General features: G+C 62.5%; 19 protein-coding genes. 15 read left to right on the forward strand and 4 right to left on the reverse strand.

Annotated elements, in window-relative coordinates; all coding sequences use genetic code 11:
• The first annotated feature begins 2 nt into the window (after positions 1 to 2).
• The 5 genes from ACEUCR_RS19380 (at position 3) to ACEUCR_RS19400 (ending at position 4,262) form a co-directional block, all read left to right on the forward strand.
• Positions 3 to 1,289: a PIG-L deacetylase family protein gene (locus ACEUCR_RS19380; protein WP_408791923.1), complete on the forward strand. Its 1,287-nt coding sequence runs from the start codon at positions 3 to 5 to the stop codon at positions 1,287 to 1,289.
• Positions 1,286 to 2,320 (forward strand): lipopolysaccharide heptosyltransferase II, encoded by a 1,035-nt coding sequence (gene waaF, locus ACEUCR_RS19385; RefSeq protein ID WP_408791925.1) that lies wholly within the window; start codon positions 1,286 to 1,288, stop codon positions 2,318 to 2,320. The genes ACEUCR_RS19380 and waaF overlap by 4 nt, the downstream gene beginning before the upstream one ends.
• Entirely contained in the window at positions 2,320 to 3,579 is a 1,260-nt protein-coding gene (waaA, locus tag ACEUCR_RS19390; protein WP_408791927.1) for a lipid IV(A) 3-deoxy-D-manno-octulosonic acid transferase, read from the forward strand. The genes waaF and waaA overlap by 1 nt, the downstream gene beginning before the upstream one ends.
• Before the next feature lie 94 nt (positions 3,580 to 3,673).
• Entirely contained in the window at positions 3,674 to 3,796 is a 123-nt protein-coding gene (locus ACEUCR_RS19395; protein ID WP_258955580.1) for a hypothetical protein, read from the forward strand.
• Between the two features lie 127 nt (positions 3,797 to 3,923).
• On the forward strand, positions 3,924 to 4,262 hold the full coding sequence (locus tag ACEUCR_RS19400; protein ID WP_041997518.1) for a DUF2799 domain-containing protein: 339 nt from the start codon (positions 3,924 to 3,926) through the stop codon (positions 4,260 to 4,262).
• A gap of 48 nt (positions 4,263 to 4,310) precedes the next feature.
• Here ACEUCR_RS19400 and ACEUCR_RS19405 read toward each other — a convergent pair whose 3' ends face one another.
• Positions 4,311 to 4,475, reverse strand: a complete 165-nt coding sequence (locus ACEUCR_RS19405) for a hypothetical protein (protein ID WP_084205403.1) — start codon at positions 4,473 to 4,475, stop codon at positions 4,311 to 4,313.
• A gap of 72 nt (positions 4,476 to 4,547) precedes the next feature.
• Complete coding sequence (locus ACEUCR_RS19410; RefSeq protein WP_111874926.1) at positions 4,548 to 4,979, reverse strand: flagellar basal body-associated FliL family protein; 432 nt, start codon at positions 4,977 to 4,979, stop codon at positions 4,548 to 4,550.
• Between the two features lie 145 nt (positions 4,980 to 5,124).
• On the opposite strand from ACEUCR_RS19410, the gene ACEUCR_RS19415 reads away from it, so the two are divergent.
• On the forward strand, positions 5,125 to 5,667 hold the full coding sequence (locus ACEUCR_RS19415; RefSeq protein ID WP_111874925.1) for a chorismate--pyruvate lyase family protein: 543 nt from the start codon (positions 5,125 to 5,127) through the stop codon (positions 5,665 to 5,667).
• A 79-nt stretch (positions 5,668 to 5,746) separates the two neighbouring features.
• A complete protein-coding gene (ubiA, locus tag ACEUCR_RS19420) occupies positions 5,747 to 6,610 on the forward strand; it encodes a 4-hydroxybenzoate octaprenyltransferase (protein WP_041997511.1) in 864 nt (287 codons plus the stop codon).
• Positions 6,611 to 6,795: 185 nt separating this feature from the next.
• On the opposite strand, the gene plsB is transcribed toward ubiA, so the two are convergent.
• Positions 6,796 to 9,225, reverse strand: a complete 2,430-nt coding sequence (gene plsB / locus ACEUCR_RS19425; RefSeq protein WP_111874923.1) for a glycerol-3-phosphate 1-O-acyltransferase PlsB — start codon at positions 9,223 to 9,225, stop codon at positions 6,796 to 6,798.
• Positions 9,226 to 9,428: 203 nt separating this feature from the next.
• Between plsB and lexA the strand changes: the two genes are divergently transcribed.
• From lexA to ACEUCR_RS19450, 5 genes are all read left to right on the forward strand, one after another.
• Positions 9,429 to 10,058, forward strand: coding sequence for a transcriptional repressor LexA (lexA, locus tag ACEUCR_RS19430; RefSeq protein ID WP_041997504.1), 630 nt, complete (start codon positions 9,429 to 9,431; stop codon positions 10,056 to 10,058).
• A gap of 169 nt (positions 10,059 to 10,227) precedes the next feature.
• Positions 10,228 to 11,367 (forward strand): cytochrome c oxidase subunit II, encoded by a 1,140-nt coding sequence (gene coxB, locus ACEUCR_RS19435; RefSeq protein ID WP_408791929.1) that lies wholly within the window; start codon positions 10,228 to 10,230, stop codon positions 11,365 to 11,367.
• Positions 11,368 to 11,378: 11 nt separating this feature from the next.
• Positions 11,379 to 12,962: a cytochrome c oxidase subunit I gene (gene ctaD / locus ACEUCR_RS19440; protein ID WP_392445586.1), complete on the forward strand. Its 1,584-nt coding sequence runs from the start codon at positions 11,379 to 11,381 to the stop codon at positions 12,960 to 12,962.
• Position 12,963: 1 nt separating this feature from the next.
• The gene (locus ACEUCR_RS19445) at positions 12,964 to 13,500 is read left to right on the forward strand and encodes a cytochrome c oxidase assembly protein (RefSeq protein WP_041997497.1); all 537 of its coding nucleotides are present in this window, start codon (positions 12,964 to 12,966) and stop codon (positions 13,498 to 13,500) included.
• Positions 13,493 to 14,410: a cytochrome c oxidase subunit 3 gene (locus tag ACEUCR_RS19450; protein WP_244463719.1), complete on the forward strand. Its 918-nt coding sequence runs from the start codon at positions 13,493 to 13,495 to the stop codon at positions 14,408 to 14,410. Before ACEUCR_RS19445 ends, ACEUCR_RS19450 begins: the two co-directional genes overlap by 8 nt.
• A 7-nt stretch (positions 14,411 to 14,417) precedes the next feature.
• Here ACEUCR_RS19450 and ACEUCR_RS19455 read toward each other — a convergent pair whose 3' ends face one another.
• Positions 14,418 to 14,624: a DUF2909 family protein gene (locus tag ACEUCR_RS19455; RefSeq protein WP_041997493.1), complete on the reverse strand. Its 207-nt coding sequence runs from the start codon at positions 14,622 to 14,624 to the stop codon at positions 14,418 to 14,420.
• An 87-nt stretch (positions 14,625 to 14,711) separates the two neighbouring features.
• Here ACEUCR_RS19455 and ACEUCR_RS19460 point away from each other — a divergent pair, with 87 nt between their 5' ends.
• From ACEUCR_RS19460 to ACEUCR_RS19470, 3 genes are read left to right on the forward strand one after another with little or no spacing between them, the layout of a single operon-like run.
• Positions 14,712 to 15,380 carry an SURF1 family protein gene (locus ACEUCR_RS19460; RefSeq protein WP_408776093.1) on the forward strand — a complete coding sequence of 223 codons (669 nt, stop codon included), beginning with the start codon at positions 14,712 to 14,714 and terminating at the stop codon, positions 15,378 to 15,380.
• Positions 15,377 to 15,847, forward strand: a complete 471-nt coding sequence (locus ACEUCR_RS19465; protein WP_408791931.1) for a hypothetical protein — start codon at positions 15,377 to 15,379, stop codon at positions 15,845 to 15,847. The genes ACEUCR_RS19460 and ACEUCR_RS19465 overlap by 4 nt, the downstream gene beginning before the upstream one ends.
• A 41-nt stretch (positions 15,848 to 15,888) precedes the next feature.
• Positions 15,889 to 16,872, forward strand: a complete 984-nt coding sequence (locus ACEUCR_RS19470; protein ID WP_408791933.1) for a COX15/CtaA family protein — start codon at positions 15,889 to 15,891, stop codon at positions 16,870 to 16,872.
• Position 16,873: the final 1 nt, after the last annotated feature.

Here is a 16,873-nt window from a genome sequence, read left to right on the forward strand (position 1 = left end):
TCATGACGACACAGGATCATCGCTATCCCCTGGCCCCGAGCTGGGTTTCCCCCGTCAAGCTGTCGCCGGATGGCAGGCTGGATGTGGTCACCCCGGGTGAGCTGACCCATCACACCCTGTTACTGGAATTTGATTATGAGGCGACCCACAAGCGGCGCCAGGGTTGCCTGCGTATCGATGCCGACGGGGTCGGCAGTGAGCAATATTTCGAAGCGAACCAGCGGGGCAGGCGCTTTCTCAACCTGACGGGGTTGGGCGAGCTGGATCGGGTGCGACTGCAGGCCATCGACTGCCGCTGGCAGGAGCAGGCCCGTCTGCTGGCCTTCGCCAATCCGGCGCTGGCGGATGGCCCTGTGCTCATTCTCTCTCCCCATCCGGACGATGCGGAGCTGGCCGCCTTCGGGCTCTACAGCGACCATGCCGAGCGCAGCTGGATAGTGACCCTGAGTGCGGGGGAGAAGCTCGGTCGGCTGGATCGCCAATACATCCCGGGTCTGGACGCGGATCTGCCGAGCGCCTCGGCGCGCAAGGGGGTGATCCGGGCCTGGAACAGCGTGACGACCCCGCTGCTGGCCGGGGTGAGCGCCGCCCGCCTGTACTGCCTCGGCTATTTCAACGACAGCCTGGCAAGGCTGGTGGCCGACCCGGAGGCCAGGGTGGCCCATGGCCAGCTGCCTGCGCTGACCCCGGCGCCATTTCGGCGCTGGAATCCCCGGCCGTTGCCGGGAGATGAGCAGCCTGGCAACCAGGGGGCGCTGCTGTTGGCCGATCTGGCCGCCCTGTTGACTCACATCAGGCCGAGTACAGTGCTGGTGACCCATCCCGAAGTGGATCCCCATGGGGATCATGTGGCCACGGCTCGTGCCCTGGCCCTGGCGATCCGGCGCAGCGGCCAGGTGCCGGCCCGGGTGTTGCTCTATGCCAATCACCTGCGCCGGGTCCATGATTTCCCCTATGGACCCGAGCATGCGGGCACCACGCTGCCTCCCTGGCAGCAGGAGACTTCGCCGCTGGGACCCTGGCGCTGCTACAGCCACCCGTTGTCGCTGGCACGCCAGAAGGAGAAGGTGGTGGCCATGGAGACGATGCACGACCTGCACGCCAAGGACAGGCTGGAGAAACGGTTCAAGCGCTGGTGGGGGCGCACCGTCAGACGGGACGGTTATCATCACTATGGTCTGCACAGCTATTTTCAGACCCATATCAAGGCCCATGAGGTGTTCAGCTGGGTGGCCGGCGAAGACTTCGTCAGGGGCGTGTTGCAAGACGCAGGAACAGAACAAGCATGAAGATATTGGTGATCGGCCCCTCCTGGGTCGGGGACATGGTGATGTCCCAGAGCCTCTACAAGGCGATCAAGACCAACCACCCTGGCTGCGAGCTGCACGTGATGGCGCCGGCCTGGTGCGGCGCCCTGCTCGCGCGCATGCCGGAGGTGGACAAGGCGGTGCCCATGCCCCTCGGCCACGGTGACTTCAAGCTGGGGGAGCGGCGCCGGCTCGGCAAGCAGCTGGCCGCAGAGCATTACGATCAGGCCATCATCCAGCCCAACTCCTTGAAGTCCGCCCTCATCCCCTGGTTTGCCAGGATACCGGTGCGGACCGGCTGGAAGGGGGAGCACCGTTTCGGCCTGCTCAATGACCTGCGCAGCAACAAATCCGCCTTCCCGCTGATGGTGGAGGCCTATCTGGCCCTGGCTTACCCCAAGGCGCAGATGAAGAGCCGGGCCGACATCCCGGCCATTCCCCACCCGGCCCTGAATGTCGATCTCATCAACCAGAGCAAGGCGCTGGAGCGACTCGGGCTGGACATTGCCCGCCCCGTGCTGGTGCTCTGTCCCGGGGCCGAATTCGGCCCCGCCAAGCGCTGGCCGGAGCGCCACTACGCGGCCGTGGCCCAGATCCGGCTCGACGAGGGCTGGCAGGTGTGGATCTTCGGCTCGGGCAAGGATGTGGAGGTGGCCAACCAGATCCGGGCCAGCCTCAACCCCCGCAGCCAGGGTCACTGCCATGTGCTGGCAGGCAAGACCAGCCTGCATGAGGCGATCGACCTGATGGCCCTGGCCCGCCAGGTCATCTCCAACGACTCGGGCCTGATGCACATAGCCGCGGCCCTGAACCGGCCGCTGATCGGCGTCTATGGCTCCACCTCGCCGCTCTATACGCCGCCCCTGGCGGACAGGGTGGAGATAGTGCACACCGACATAGAGTGCCGTCCCTGCTTCAAGCGCACCTGCAAGTTCGGCCATCTGAAATGCCTCAACGATCTGCTGCCCGAGCAGGTGATCGAGGCCGGCAAGCGGCTGGAGCAGGGCGATTGATGGGTTATCGACTGCTCTACAACCTCTTGATCCATCTGGGCCTGCCCCTGGCACTGCTGGCGCTCTACCGACCCAGGCGTGGCAAGCCCGGGTTCGGGGCGCGCTGGCGAGAGCACCTGGGGTGCGCGGCGCCGACCGGGCAGGAGGCGCCGCTCTGGATCCATGCGGTCAGTGTGGGAGAGACTCTCGCCATCAGCCCGCTCATCCGGGCCCTCAAGGCCGAACGCCCCGATCTGCCGATCCTGCTCACCACCACCACCCGCACCGGCGCCGAGCAGGCGGCCAGGCTCGGGGATCTGGTGATGCATCGCTATGCCCCCCTCGACTACCCCTGGGCCGTTTCACGGTTTCTGGCCACCTTCAAGCCTCGCGCGCTCTGGGTGATGGAGACCGAGCTGTGGCCGAACTGGCTGGCGGCCTGCGAGGCACGTCACCTGCCGGTGACCATCATCAATGCCCGGCTATCCGAGCGCTCCTGCGGGCGTTACCGTCGCTTTCAGGGGGCCTTCGATGCCCTGAGTCGCCCCCTTGGTCTGCTGCTCTGCCAGCATCAGGACGACGCGGATCGCTTCCATCGACTCGGCATCGGCCGGGAACGGCTGGCGGTGACCGGTTCCATCAAGTTCGACATCCAGTTCGGCGACGAGGTGCTGAGCAAGGGGCGAGCCCTGCGCCAGGCGCTGGGCCGGGATCGACCGGTCTGGATTGCCGCCAGCACCCATCAGGGCGAGGATGAGCAGGTGCTGGCCGCCTTCGACCGGGTACGGCTCACCCACCCTTCGGCCTTGCTGATCCTGGTGCCCCGCCATCCGGAGCGCTTCGATCGGGTGGCCGAGCTGTGCGCCCCTTACGGCTGTGTGCGGCGCAGCAGCGGCGACCCGATCCGCGAGGAGGACGGCGTCTATCTGGGGGACACCATGGGAGAGCTGCCGTCGATGCTGGCGGCAGCCGACGTGGCCTTCATGGGGGGCAGTCTGGTCGGTGTGGGCGGCCACAACCTGCTGGAGCCCGCGGCGCTGGGCAAGCCTTGCCTGACGGGGCCCCACTATTTCAACTTCAGCGACATCACTCGCCAGCTGGTGGAGCGGGGCGGCGCCAGCGTGGTGGCAAGCCGTGACGAGCTGGGGGAGAAGGTGAGCGCCCTGCTGGCCGATGAACACCAGCGCCGCGAGCGGGGGGAGCAGGCCCGCGCCGTGGTGCTGCGCAATCAGGGGGCGCTGGCTCGTACCCTGTCCCGTTGCCTGGACGGGCTCGACTGAATTTCCCGACCGGGGAGCCGTCCACTGCACACTGGCGAGCCCCATTTTTCTGGATAGACTTTGAGAGCGGGTGCACTGTCCAAGGAGAATAAGCATGGGTGGACACAAGCCGGATTACGAGCTCGACGATGACTGGGAGCCGGAATCCTGGGAGGAGCAGCTGGAAGATCTGGACGACGACAGTTGGCAGTTTGACGACGACTTCGACGACCAGTGATGCCAGCGGTAAACAAATCAGGCGGGCCAAGGGCCCGCCTGATTTGTTGGTGATGGGTGAACACCGGACTTGGTGGCCGGAGACTGGCTCGCTAGAATGAAAGCCCGAATGACGCTCAAGGATCAAGATGCGCCCATTACTCATGCTCTGCGCCGCCGCTCTGCTCGGCGGCTGCGTCTCCAACTCGGACGATCCGTGCGAGCAACCCTGGGATGGGGTGGGAGAGGCCGATGGCAAGCTGGGGTTCACCGCCCAGCGGGTGGAATTTCACCAGACCCGGTGCGGCGACAGGGTCGATGATGCCTTGTGGTCACAGGGTCACCAGAAGGGGCTCGCCTGGTACTGTCGCCCAGAGCACCTCTATCTGGCGGGCCGCACCGGGGAGGAGTATCGCGGCGTCTGCCCCAACGATGCCCAGGCGCGCAAGCTGTTCGCCCAGGGCAGGCAGGGTTGGACGGATCAGTAGCCCGGCCGGATCTGCTCGTCAGGGCAATCCGCCTCTGCGGGAGGCGGGTTACTTCTCCTTGAGCCGCAAGGGCTGGCAGAGGTAAGCCTTGTCGTTGGCGCTGCGGGCGCACTTGCCACAGACGAACTTGGGCTTGCGTACTATCTTGCGCAGTGCCTTGAGATCGAACGGTATCTCGTGGCGGCGCCATTCACACAGGGTCTTGTTGCCCATCCGCGTCGATCACCTTGGCTTATGACTTCGCCGTATTCTAATCAATTTGCATTGCGAATACAGGCGCCGGCCTCACTGATAGAGATACTTGGTGAAGATCAGTTCCTTGACTGCCTTCTTGCCCGTCTCGCGCACCAGCAGCTCATTGACCCTGGCCTCGCACTCCTTGCGCAGCTCTTCACGGCTGGCGAGGGACTTGATCTGCTCCGCAGTCTTGCTGCCCATCAGGCGGATGATGGCATCGCGGATCAGGGGATCGTGCACTTCCAGCAGCTTGAGGTCTCCATGATTGTCGGCCATCAGCTCGACCGTGACCCTCACATAGCCCAGGGTCTTACCCTCGCTCAGATAGTTGGTGATGATGTCGGGCTCCATCGGGTGGTAGGCGACTCCATCCTGTTGAGCGGTGGCGTCGGCGGCGGGATCTGCCGCCCAGACCGGGCTGGCCAGGAGGGCGAGCAGCAAGGGGGCAAGCTGGCGAACGCGTTGCGATACATTGGGCATGGTAGGGACTCAGACTGGTGAGATGCCCCATTTTTGATGTTGGCCGCTGGGGCGTCAAGCACGGATTTCCTTACATTTTTCGATCGATTTACCGATAATAAGCCCGATTTTAACCTGATGACGGAACTCTCTGGATGGTGATGCGGTGAAATCCGAGCTGACTGTTCCCCTCACGCGGACCAGTGACTGGCTGCTGCCTGCGCTGGCCGAGCCGCCGGCGCGACTCGCGCCCTGGCTGCTTGACGCAGGATCCATGACGGCGCGCCTGCGCCGCCACAACCGTCACTTTTCTCTCGAGCTGCTTGGTCACCACCTGCAAGGGCTGGCTGCCGACGAACAGGGCCTGCTGGGGGTCGATGCCGGCTTGCGGCGAGAAGTGGTGCTACATGGCGATAACGGGCCCGCGGTACTGGGATGGACCCTGTTTGCCGAGGCGGCGCTGACGGGGGCCGATCTGGGTCAGCTGGGGGAACAACCCCTGGGAGAACGCATCTTCGGTGCGGCCCCTGCCCAGCGGGATGGCCTGCAACTGGCCCGCTTCACGCTGACGGATGCACAGGGGCAGCTCCTGCCGCTCTGGGGGCGGCGCTCGCGCCTCTATCTCAATGGCTGGCCTCTGCTGGTGCACGAGGTGCTCTTGCCCGGCCTAGTGCTGACCGATCTCCCCTCACCGTCGTGGCTGGATTGAGCCGGGAACCACCTCAGTGGGATCCTGGCGTGCCTATCGCCGTTTCTCTTGATATTCCAGTTTAAAACAAGGAGTTGCTGTGACTGTATTGACCAAGGAGCGTGGGCTGGCCTATGCCCAGCTGGCACGGATAGACAAGCCGATCGGCACCCTGCTGCTGCTCTGGCCCACCCTGTGGGCGCTCTGGCTGGCGGCCGGGGGCGTGCCGGCGCTCGGCACCCTGCTGGTGTTCGTGGTCGGGGTCTTCTCCATGCGCTCGGCAGGGTGTGTCATCAACGACTACGCGGATCGCCATTTCGATGGTCACGTGAAGCGCACCGCGGGGCGGCCCCTGCCCATGGGCAAGGTGAGTCCGAGAGAGGCGCTGGTGCTGTTTGCCGTGCTGGCACTGCTCTCCTTTGCCCTGGTGCTGACCCAGAATGCGTTGACCATAGCCCTGTCGTTCGCGGCCCTGGTGCTGGCGGTCTGCTACCCCTTCATGAAGCGCTTCATCCCCATTCCCCAGTTGGTGCTGGGGCTGGCCTTCTCCTGGTCGATCCCCATGGCCTATGCGGCGGCGGCCAATGCCTTGCCTCCGGCGGCCTGGCTCATCTTCCTGGCCAATGTGCTGTGGACCATCGCCTATGACACCCAGTACGCCATGGTGGACAGGGATGATGATCTCACGCTCGGCATCAAGTCGAGTGCCATCCTGTTTGGCCGTTTCGACAAGCTGATCATCGGCCTGCTGCAGCTGGCGACCCTGCTGATCCTGTTGGGGATAGGTCAGCTGATGGCGCTGGGAGCCAGTTATTACTGGGGGCTGCTCGGTGCCGCCGTCCTGTTCGTTTACCAGCAGCGTCTCATCCGGGAGCGGCAGCGGGAGGCTTGCTTCCAGGCCTTCCTGAACAACAACTATGTGGGCGCCCTGGTGTTCGCCGGGCTGGTTCTGCACTACTGGTAACCGGCCGGTTGTGCCATCTCAATGCCAGGGCCGCAGGATGCGGCCCTGGTCGTTTCTGGCGTATCCCGACGAGGAGGGTGCGCGGATGAATCGCAAGATGCAGGCTGGAGTCTTCCTGGCGGAGGATGGGAGCCACAATAACGACAGGGCCCGGTGCTGGGGCCCTGTTTCATCGGGTGGCGTGATCAGCCTGCCTGCCGGTTGCCCGCCTGTATGGTGCGGCGGATCTTGTTGCTGAGCAGCGGCACTATATTGTCGGCCAGGGCCTGGAAGCGGCCGAGATCCGGCTTGCAGCCCGGATCCAGATAGCCTTCGCTGCGCAGGGTATGGATCAGGGTGCTGAACAGCTTGGGATCGAAGAACTCGGGAGCGTTGATGCCGTGCAGGGTACCGAGGCGCTCCGCCATCATCAGGCCGTCTGCCTCCAGCTGCTCCGCCTCTATGTGGGGCTGGGCCAGCATGCGGGTCAGTACGATGGCGTAGCGTTGCAGTGTCTCCTGGATGCTCTCGGCCAGCAGCAGCAGGCGCATCTGGTTGCCTGGATTGACCCAGTAGCCGCCATCGCGAGCCTCGACCAGTTGCTGGCGTTGCAGCTCGGCCAGCAGGGCGTCGACCAGATCCGGCAGCTCATCCTCTTGGTAACGCAGGAACAGCTCTGTCTTGAGCAGCGGATAGATGTCGACACAGCGAGCGACAATCTCGCCGCGGGAGATCCCCTCGCACCGCTCGATCAGGGCCGCCACCAGGGAGGGCAGGGCGAACAGGTGCAGTATGTTGTTGCGGTAATAGGTCAGCAGGATCGCCTGATAGCGGTCGAGACTGATGATCTGGCCCAGCTTGTCCTCGCTCACCTCGAACTTGTTGAGCTCCATCGCCTGATCCAGCAGATCCTTGGCATTGTCCTGGGGCAGTGTGCTCTGCTCGCTGTAGGGCACCTGCTTGAGCAGATCCAGATAGGTGTTGATCTGTGCCTGCAGCTCGTCCCGGGTCAGGGCATGGCGCTCGGCGGCCAGCAGCGCCAGGGCACTCAGGGTCAGGCCGTTGACGGCGGCGGCATCGTTGATCCGGGTCATCAGCAGCTCGGCCAGCTGGTTGACGGTGGGGGCCATCCACTCGGGGCGTTCCTCCTGACCGATATGGGCCTTCCACTGTGGCACATGCTCATTGAGATAGCCGTTGAGGGTCAATGGCTCGCCGAAGTTGACGAAGCCACGGCCATAGTTGCGCAGCTTGCGCAGGATGCCGAGCACCTGCAGGAAACTCTCCTTCTCCTTGCGACTGCCCTTGAGTTCGTTGTGGTAGGTGTTGACCTCCATCACGTGCTCGTAGCCCAGATAGACGGGCACCAGGGTCACCGGCCTCTCCAGCCCGCGCATCATGGCCTGCAGGGTCATCGCCAGCATGCCGGTCTTGGGGGGGAGCAGGCGGCCGGTGCGTGAGCGGCCTCCTTCGGTGAAGAATTCTACCGAGTAGCCCTTGGCAAACAGCAGGTTGAGGTATTCACGAAATACCGTGCTGTAGAGTGGATTGCCCTTGAAGGTGCGGCGGATGAAGAAGGCGCCGCCGCGCCGGAACAGGGGACCGGCCGGCCAGAAGTTGAGGTTGATGCCCGCCGCGATATGGGGCGGCACCATGCCCTGGTGATAGATGACGTAGGAGAGCAGCAGATAGTCCATGTGGCTGCGATGGCAGGGGACATAGACTATCTCGTGCCCTTCCTGGGCGAGCTGGCGCACCTGCTCGGCACCGTTGACCGAGAGGCCGCGATAGAGCTTGTTCCACAGCCAGCCGAGGAAGCTCTCACCGAGGCGGATCAGCCGGTAGGAGAAGTCGGAGGCGATCTCGTCCATGTAGTCATGGGCGCGCTTCTGGGCCTTCTCCAGGCTGATGCCCTCGCGCCCGGCCTCTTCCTCTATGGCCTGCTGGATCACATTTGAATCCAGCAGTTGCTTGAACAGCAGGTTACGGTTTGGCAGCTTGGGCCCGGTGGCCGCCAGTTGCTGGCGGCTGAAGTGAATGCGGGCCACCCGCGCCAGCTTGTGGGCGATGGCCTGATCCGTGCCGTGCTTGTCCGCCATGTGACGCAGAGAGAGCGGCGGGGAGAAGCGCACCAGGTTTTCGCGCCCTTTGAGGATCACAATCAGCGCCTTCTTGAGCCGGTTCGGAGCCAGGCTGCTGATGATGTTCCAGCCGGAAGCTTCCTCCCCTTCCCGGCCCGGGGCGCGGCCCCAGAACAGGGTGACGGGGACCATCTGCACATCCAGCTCGGCATCCAGTTTGTGCAAATCCAGCAGTTGCTGGAACTCCTGCAGGAAGGGGAGTGGCTTGCTGCGGGATCCGAACAGGGGGGGCGGCCGATCGAGGCAGACGTAGCGTGGCACGACCCTACCCCCCAGCTCAAGCGGGGTGAAGGGGCCCGGCAGGCCGAGATCCTCGCAGCACTGCTGCAGGGTCATCAGGTCGGTGATCGAGCTGGTCTTCAGGGCATAGACGATGGGTCTGGCCGGATCCAGCTTGAGTTCCGTGATGGGGTTTTCCGGCAGGCTCTTGTGATTGACCAAGCCGCTGACCGGCCACTGCAGTATGGCTCTGGAAATACTCTGCCCGAGGGACATGTGCGTCTGCTCTCCAAAAAAATGCGGCGTGAGCATAGCAAATCACGCAGGGCTTGTCGCCGAGAGGTACGATGAGTCCGTTGATGAGGGCCTGAACAGGGTTATTTTGGCTTCGGCTGCGACAATTGTCAGTCGAGCCTTGCCTTGGTCAGCACACTGTATATACTGCCAGTGTGCTGTATAAAAAGACAGGTGCCAATCTTATGAAACCCCTCACTCCCCGCCAGGCTCAGGTGCTTGATCTCATCAAGGTCAACATGAGCGAGACCGGCATGCCGCCGACCCGTGCCGAGATCGCTCAGAAGCTTGGGTTCAAATCCGCGAATGCGGCCGAAGAGCACTTGAAGGCGCTGGCCAAGAAGGGGGCGATCGAGATCCTGCCGGGCACCTCGCGGGGCATCCGCCTGCTGCTCGACGAGGTAGAGGATGCGGCCAACGAAGAACAGGGGCTGCCCCTCATCGGCAAGGTGGCGGCCGGCGAGCCCATCCTGGCCCAGGAGCACATCGAGAGCCACTATCAGGTGGATCCCGCCCTGTTCCATCCGCGGGCTGATTTTCTGCTGCGGGTGCAGGGCATGAGCATGAAGAACATCGGCATCATGGACGGGGACCTGCTGGCGGTGCACAAGACCCAGGAGGTGCGCAACGGTCAGGTGGTGGTGGCACGCCTCGATGAGGATGTCACCGTCAAGCGTTTCCAGCGCAAGGGCAGCCAGGTCTGGCTGTTGCCGGAAAATGAAGAGCTGCAGCCTATCGCCGTCGACCTGGCGAGCCAGCATCTCACCATAGAAGGGCTGGCTGTCGGCGTGATCCGCAACGCCGACTGGATGTGATTGAGGCCCCTCGCGGGGCCTTTTTATTCCCTGCTGTTTTTTCAATTTATTTCTTAACACTTTTTTCACACATTCTCATTTGCTGCTTTACTTAGCCTGTTGATTGGCACGCAAGACCAATCTCGGGGAAGAGACGCCCGGCAGGGCAGCGCTAAAAATGGGGGGCAGAGTGAAAAGAGTCCTGATTACTCTCTCAATCTTTCTGTGTGCCTGGAGCGGCCCATCGCTCGGCAGCAGCATGCGCTTCAACATGACGGAGGGGGTCAGCGCCGTCAGCCGCAACGTGTACGACCTGCACATGACCATACTCATCATCTGTGCCCTGATAGGCTTGCTGGTGTTTGGGGTCATGTTCTGGGCCATCTGGCATCATCGGCAGGACAAGGGGGCGCAGGCTGCCCACTTCCACGAGAGTACCCGGGTCGAGATCCTCTGGACCCTGATCCCTTTCCTCATCCTCATCGGCATGGCCGTACCCGCCACCCGCACCCTGATCGCCATGGAAGATACCAGCGATGCCGACCTGACGGTGCAGATCACCGGCTCCCAATGGAAGTGGCATTACCGCTATTTCGACGACGGTGTCGAGTATTACAGCCTGATGGCCACCCCTCAGGCACAGATAGACAACAAGCGCCGCAAGGGGGAGAACTATCTGCTCGAGGTGGATCGCCCTCTGGTGCTGCCCACCGGCAAGAAGGTGCGCTTTCTCATCACCTCCCAGGATGTGATCCACTCCTGGTGGGTGCCGGCCTTTGCGGTGAAGAAGGATGCCAACCCTGGGTTCATCAACGAGGCCTGGACTCGTATCGATCACCCAGGCCTCTATCGGGGTCAGTGTGCCGAGCTGTGCGGCAAGGGACACGGCTTCATGCCCATAGTGGTGATTGCCAAGCCGGAGGCCGAGTTCAACCAGTGGCTGAGCAAGACGCGGGACGAGCAGCTGGCGGCCAAGGAGCAAGAGCAGAAGCTGCTCTCGATGACCATGGGCCGGGATGAGCTGATGGCGCTCGGCGAGAAGGTCTATCTTGGCCACTGCGCCGCCTGTCACATGGCCAGCGGGGAAGGGGTGCCGGGCGCGTTCCCCGCTCTCAAGGGCAGCCAGATCGCGCTGGGTCCCAAGGCGGGACACCTGGATATTGTGCTCAACGGCAAGGCGGGCACGGCCATGCAGGCCTTCGCCAAGCAACTCAGCCTGCAGGAGCTGGCGGCGGTCATCACCTATGAACGCAACGCCTGGGGCAATGACAAGGGTGATGAGATGCAGGCCAAGGATGTCGATGCCTTCCTCAAGGGCAAATCCATGTAGGAGAGAGCAAGATGAGTGTCGTCACGGATCTCGATCATCAGGCAGAGCATGGCCATCAGCCCAGGGGCTTGTTGCGCTGGTTGCTGACCACCAATCACAAGGACATCGGCACCCTCTATCTCTGGTTCAGCTTCATCATGTTTCTGACCGGCGGCGCCATGGCCATGGTGATCCGTGCCGAGCTGTTCCAGCCCGGCCTGCAGTTGGTCGACCCCGGCTTCTTCAACCAGATGACCACGGTGCATGGCCTGATCATGGTGTTTGGCGCCGTCATGCCCGCCTTTACCGGACTGGCGAACTGGATGATCCCCATGATGATAGGGGCGCCAGACATGGCATTGCCGCGCATGAACAACTGGAGTTTCTGGATCTTGCCGTTCGCCTTCCTGATCCTGCTTAGCACTTTGTTCACCGAAGGGGGCGGCCCCAATTTCGGCTGGACCTTCTACGCCCCTCTCTCCACCCACTATTCCCCGGACAGCACGGCGCTGTTTGTCTTCTCCATCCATATCATGGGGATCAGCTCCATCATGGGGGCCATCAACGTCATCGTCACCATCTGCAACCTGAGGGCGCCAGGCATGACCTGGATGAAATTGCCCCTGTTTGTCTGGACCTGGCTGGTGACCGCCTTCCTGCTGATCGCCGTCATGCCGGTACTGGCGGGGGTGGTGACCATGGTGCTGACCGACAAGTATTTTGGTACCAGCTTCTTTGATGCCGCGGGGGGTGGGGATCCTGTCATGTTCCAGCATATTTTCTGGTTCTTTGGCCACCCCGAGGTCTACATCATGATCCTGCCGAGCTTTGGCATCATCTCGGCCATAGTCCCCACCTTCTCTCGCAAGCCGCTGTTCGGTTACAGCTCCATGGTCTACGCCACCGCCTCGATCGCCGGCTTGAGTTTCCTGGTATGGGCCCACCACATGTTCACCACTGGGATGCCGGTGTTTGCCGAGCTGTTTGTCATGTATTGCACCATGCTGATCTCGGTGCCTACCGGCGTGAAGGTTTTCAACTGGGTAGCCACCATGTGGCGAGGCTCCCTCAGTTTCGAGCTGCCCATGCTGTTTGCCATCGCCTTCATCGTGTTGTTCACCATGGGAGGCTTCTCCGGCCTCATGCTGGCCATCACACCGGCGGATTTTCAGTATCACGACACCTACTTCGTGGTGGCCCACTTTCATTATGTTCTGGTGACGGGAGCCGTCTTCTCCATCATGGCGGCGGCCTACTACTGGCTGCCGAAGTGGACAGGTCATATGTATGACGAACGATTGGGCCAGTGGCACTTCTGGTGCTCCGTCATCTCGGTCAACGTCTTGTTCTTCCCTATGCATTTTCTCGGCTTGGCGGGCATGCCGCGGCGGATCCCTGACTATTCCATCCAGTTCGCCGATGTGAACAGCATCGTCAGCCTGGGCGGGTTCGCGTTTGGTCTGTCCCAGCTCATCTTTCTCTACCTGGTCATCAAGTGCATTCGAGGTGGCAAGTCGGCTGCGGCCAAACCCTGGGATGGGGCCCATGGCCTGGAATGGGAAGTTCCCTCGCCAGCCCCCTATCACACCTTCACCACACCGCCAGAGGTGAAGTGACATGCACACCCGGCTCACCCTCAAACTGGTACTGGCCACCCTGCTGATGTTCGGTTTTGGCTATGCCCTGGTACCCCTGTATGACGTCCTGTGCCGCATTACGGGGATCAATGGCAAGACGGCGTCCGTGGCCGCCACGGCCGCTACGGGCGAGATAGACAGCAGCCGCACGGTGACGCTGGAGCTGGTGGCTTATCCCTTCCCCGGGTTCGAGGGCAGGTTTGCCCCCGTGGTACAGCGCATCAAGGTGCACCCGGGCGAGTTGAGCCGCACGCACTTCAATGTCGAAAACTCGGCCGACAGTGCGCGGGTGTTGCAGGCGGTGCCCTCCGTCACGCCGGGGCTCGGCGCCCGCTATCTGCACAAGACGGAGTGTTTCTGCTTCCAGCAGCAACATCTGGCGATCGGAGAGAAAGCGCAGCTGCCCTTGTACTTCTATGTCGATCAGGCGCTGCCGGCAGAGCTGCATACCCTGACCCTCTCCTACACCTTGTATGACGTGACCAGGGCGGTGGGCCAGGGTGGCCAAAATGGTTGAACCTACCCTGGGCAAGGGGAGCGAGAGTCCGGTATCGGAGGCGAGAATGGCGAACGATTCGAGATACTATGTGCCAGCGCAGAGTCCCTGGCCCATCATGGGGGCGGTTGGCCTGTTCCTGATGGCATCGGGAGCCGGCATGCTGATCAGCCATGGCAACCCCGGGGGCTGGCTCCTGCTGGCGGGAGCCCTGACCATCACGGGCATGCTGTTTGGCTGGTTCGGCCATGTCATCAACGAGTCGATGAGCGGGCTGTACAGCCCACAGATGGACAGATCTTTTCGCCAGGGGATGAGCTGGTTCATCTTCTCCGAGGTCATGTTCTTCGGCGCCTTCTTCGGGGCGCTCTTCTATGCACGTGTACTGTCAGTCCCCTGGCTGGGGGGGGAACATCTGCACCATCTGAGCACTCACCAAGTGCTCTGGCCCGACTTCCAGGCCATCTGGCCACTGGTGACCACGCCAGGGGGGACCCAGACCGAGGCCATGCCCTGGCAAGGGTTACCCCTTGTCAATACCCTGCTGCTGCTCAGCTCTTCGGTGACGCTGCAGTTCGCTCACCAGGCTCTGGAGCGGGGCCATCGCAATCGGGTCAAGCTGTTGCTTGGCTGCACAGTATTGCTCGGTCTCCTCTTCCTGTCATTGCAGGTACTTGAGTATTACCACGCTTATACCGAGATGGGGCTGACCCTCAAATCCGGCATCTATGGCAACACCTTCTTCATGCTGACCGGCTTCCACGGCATGCATGTCTTCCTGGGTTCCCTGATGCTGGCCATCATGTGGCTCAGGGTCATGAAGGGGCACTTCAATGCACATCACCACTTTGCCTTCCTGGCGAGCGCCTGGTACTGGCATTTTGTTGACGTGGTTTGGCTCTGCCTGTTTGTTTTCGTCTATATCCTTTAGAGAGTGATCAGAAAGGTGAGGGATTGAGGGTCAGCAGGCCGCTCATCATGGCCAGCAAAAGCAGTATGACCAGCAGCACGGAGAAGATCACTCTGCGCCCCAGGTAGTGGCTCGCCGGCAGGTGAGTCTGGCCCCTGACGAGTTGATACAGGGCCCTGAACAGGGAAATCAGTACCATGGCGAGCAGCAATACGATAAGGAGTTTGATGATCATGGGCGTCACTCTAAGGGTAATGCCATGATTATAGGCGGTTTTGCAGGGGCAAAAGGCAGGGGTGGCCTGCTGGTGCTGGCCTTGACCATGGGATTGCTCATGGCCTGGCTGGGCTGCTGGCAGCTGACTCGTGCAGCGCAAAAGCGCCAGCTGCTTGAGCTGAATCAGCAGCGTGGTCAGCTTGAACTGAGTCTGCAGGACCTGTTGGTCAAGGAGGACAGGTATGGCTATCAGCTCTCACTGGAAGGGGGATTCGCCCCAGGGCTTACCCTCTTCCTCGATAACCAGGTTTATCAAGGGCAGCCGGGTTACCAGGTTTTACGCCCTCTGGTTACGGCACAGGGGTTATTGTTGGTCGATCTGGGTTGGGTGCCCCAAGGAGAAGATCGTCAGGTTATACCAGCTGTTTCGCAACCGGCAGGAGAGTACCGAATTCGAGGACGGGTGGCGCGCCCCTATCATCCCCCTCTGCGTCTCGGCGGCCCAGAGGAAGAGTGGCCGACGCGAGTCCAGGCGATAGACACTCCCCGGCTGGCCGCACGGTGGCAACGGCCGGTACTCCCCTTTGTCCTGATATTGGAGGAGGGCGGCTCTTGGCCCGAGCTGGTGCGTCACAAGCCGGATAACCCCATGACCCCCGAGCGCCACATCGGCTATGCCGTGCAGTGGTTTGCCATGACCCTGACACTGGCGGGTCTCACGCTCTGGTGGTGGCGCAAGGGGGCCGCCCACGACGATGACAAGGAGGTTGAATGAAGATGATGCCGTTGCTGGGCCTGGTGCTGATCTTTCTGGCCTCTCCTGCGATCGCCTGGCTGGTGCTGAGCCAGCACTGGTTCGAAGGGGGGGTGACGGCGAAAGGGGAGTGGGTTGAGGGACAGGTTCCCCAGCAGGGTCGCTGGCATATGCTCATGCCCACGCAGGCCGTGTGTGACGACCGCTGTGAAGCCGGGCTCTTCCTGCTGCATCAGAGCTGGTTGGCGCTTGGCCAGGAGCGAGAGCGGGTGGTCCCCATGCGCCTGGGGGGCGAAAGCAGCGATCCGTTGATCCAGGCGGCGGAGAACCAGACCGGCCTGGCCCAGGGGTTCATCTATATCGCCGATCCCCAGGGACGGCTGATACTGCGCTACCCCATAGCGCTGGAGGCGGGGTCCCGCCTGTCGGCCGGGGAGGCATTGCTGGCAGACCTTCGCAAGCTGTTGAAGTTATCAAGGATCGGATAATAACAAGAGACCATCTGGCCCACTGGGCCCATGGGGGGAATATGCGCTGGATCAGTCTGTGTGCCCTGTTGCTCGCGGCGGTGGTAGTGGTGCTCGGTGCCTATACTCGGCTGACGGAAGCCGGGCTCGGCTGTCCGGACTGGCCCGGGTGTTACGGCTTTCACCTGGTGCCGAGCCAGAGCCATGAATTGATGCTGGCAGAGCGCCGCTTCCCGGATACCCCGCTGCAACCCCACCTCGCCTGGAACGAGATGATCCACCGCTATTGTGCTGGCCTGCTCGGGCTTGTCATCCTCGCTCAGGCCCTGTTCTCTCTCTACCGACGGCAGGGCCGACGGCTCGCCTGGCTGACGCTGGCACTGGTGGTGGGTCAGGGGTTACTCGGCATGCTGACGGTGACCATGAACCTGTTTCCACTGGTGGTGCTGAGCCATCTGCTGGGCGGTATGACCATATTGGCCTTGCTCTGGCTCGCCGCGCTCAGGCACTGGTCAGCGACACACGCCGCACCATCAGTGCAGGCACCCGGGCGGACGCTGCGGCTGCTGCGGGTAGGCCTGGTGGCACTGGTGATCCAGATAGCCCTTGGCGGCTGGACGTCGGCCAACTATGCGGCGCTCACCTGCCATCAGCTGCCCTGGTGCGAGGGGCCCTGGTGGCATTGGCTCGATTTCATTCGTGCGTTCGATCCCGTGCCACCCCCGAGTGACAGCTATCAGTTCGGCGTGCTGCCCTATGGGGCGCGAATGACCATACAACTGACTCACAGAAGCTGGGCCCTGGTGACGGTACTGACGTTGCTGTGGTTGGCCTGGCAGCTGGGCCGAGAGGGGTGGGCTGTGCTGGGAGGCGTGCTTGCCACCCTGGTGTTGCTGCAAGTGGTACTGGGGGTGAGCAACATAGGGCTGATGCTGCCCTTGCCCGTGGCCCTGGCTCACCATGGGGTGGCCGCCTTGCTGCTGCTCACCATGGTGACCGTCTGGTTTGTACTCGGCCGACGGTCGGCCCACACAGGGGAGCGTTGAG

This window comes from Aeromonas bivalvium (genome assembly GCF_046078285.1).
Lineage (GTDB): Bacteria > Pseudomonadota > Gammaproteobacteria > Enterobacterales > Aeromonadaceae > Aeromonas > Aeromonas bivalvium.

Coding starts and splice junctions, on each gene's coding strand:
- ACEUCR_RS19400 (WP_041997518.1), top strand. CDS start 3,924: ATGCGCCCATTACTCATGCTCTGCGCCGCCGCTCTGCTCGGCGGCTGC.
- ACEUCR_RS19460 (WP_408776093.1), top strand. CDS start 14,712: ATGGGATTGCTCATGGCCTGGCTGGGCTGCTGGCAGCTGACTCGTGCA.
- ACEUCR_RS19445 (WP_041997497.1), top strand. CDS start 12,964: ATGCACACCCGGCTCACCCTCAAACTGGTACTGGCCACCCTGCTGATG.
- ACEUCR_RS19380 (WP_408791923.1), top strand. CDS start 3: ATGACGACACAGGATCATCGCTATCCCCTGGCCCCGAGCTGGGTTTCC.
- waaF (WP_408791925.1), top strand. CDS start 1,286: ATGAAGATATTGGTGATCGGCCCCTCCTGGGTCGGGGACATGGTGATG.
- ctaD (WP_392445586.1), top strand. CDS start 11,379: ATGAGTGTCGTCACGGATCTCGATCATCAGGCAGAGCATGGCCATCAG.
- ACEUCR_RS19455 (WP_041997493.1), bottom strand. CDS start 14,624: ATGATCATCAAACTCCTTATCGTATTGCTGCTCGCCATGGTACTGATT.
- ACEUCR_RS19470 (WP_408791933.1), top strand. CDS start 15,889: ATGCGCTGGATCAGTCTGTGTGCCCTGTTGCTCGCGGCGGTGGTAGTG.
- waaA (WP_408791927.1), top strand. CDS start 2,320: ATGGGTTATCGACTGCTCTACAACCTCTTGATCCATCTGGGCCTGCCC.
- lexA (WP_041997504.1), top strand. CDS start 9,429: ATGAAACCCCTCACTCCCCGCCAGGCTCAGGTGCTTGATCTCATCAAG.
- ACEUCR_RS19405 (WP_084205403.1), bottom strand. CDS start 4,475: ATGGGCAACAAGACCCTGTGTGAATGGCGCCGCCACGAGATACCGTTC.
- ACEUCR_RS19395 (WP_258955580.1), top strand. CDS start 3,674: ATGGGTGGACACAAGCCGGATTACGAGCTCGACGATGACTGGGAGCCG.
- ACEUCR_RS19410 (WP_111874926.1), bottom strand. CDS start 4,979: ATGCCCAATGTATCGCAACGCGTTCGCCAGCTTGCCCCCTTGCTGCTC.
- plsB (WP_111874923.1), bottom strand. CDS start 9,225: ATGTCCCTCGGGCAGAGTATTTCCAGAGCCATACTGCAGTGGCCGGTC.
- ACEUCR_RS19465 (WP_408791931.1), top strand. CDS start 15,377: ATGAAGATGATGCCGTTGCTGGGCCTGGTGCTGATCTTTCTGGCCTCT.
- ACEUCR_RS19450 (WP_244463719.1), top strand. CDS start 13,493: ATGGTTGAACCTACCCTGGGCAAGGGGAGCGAGAGTCCGGTATCGGAG.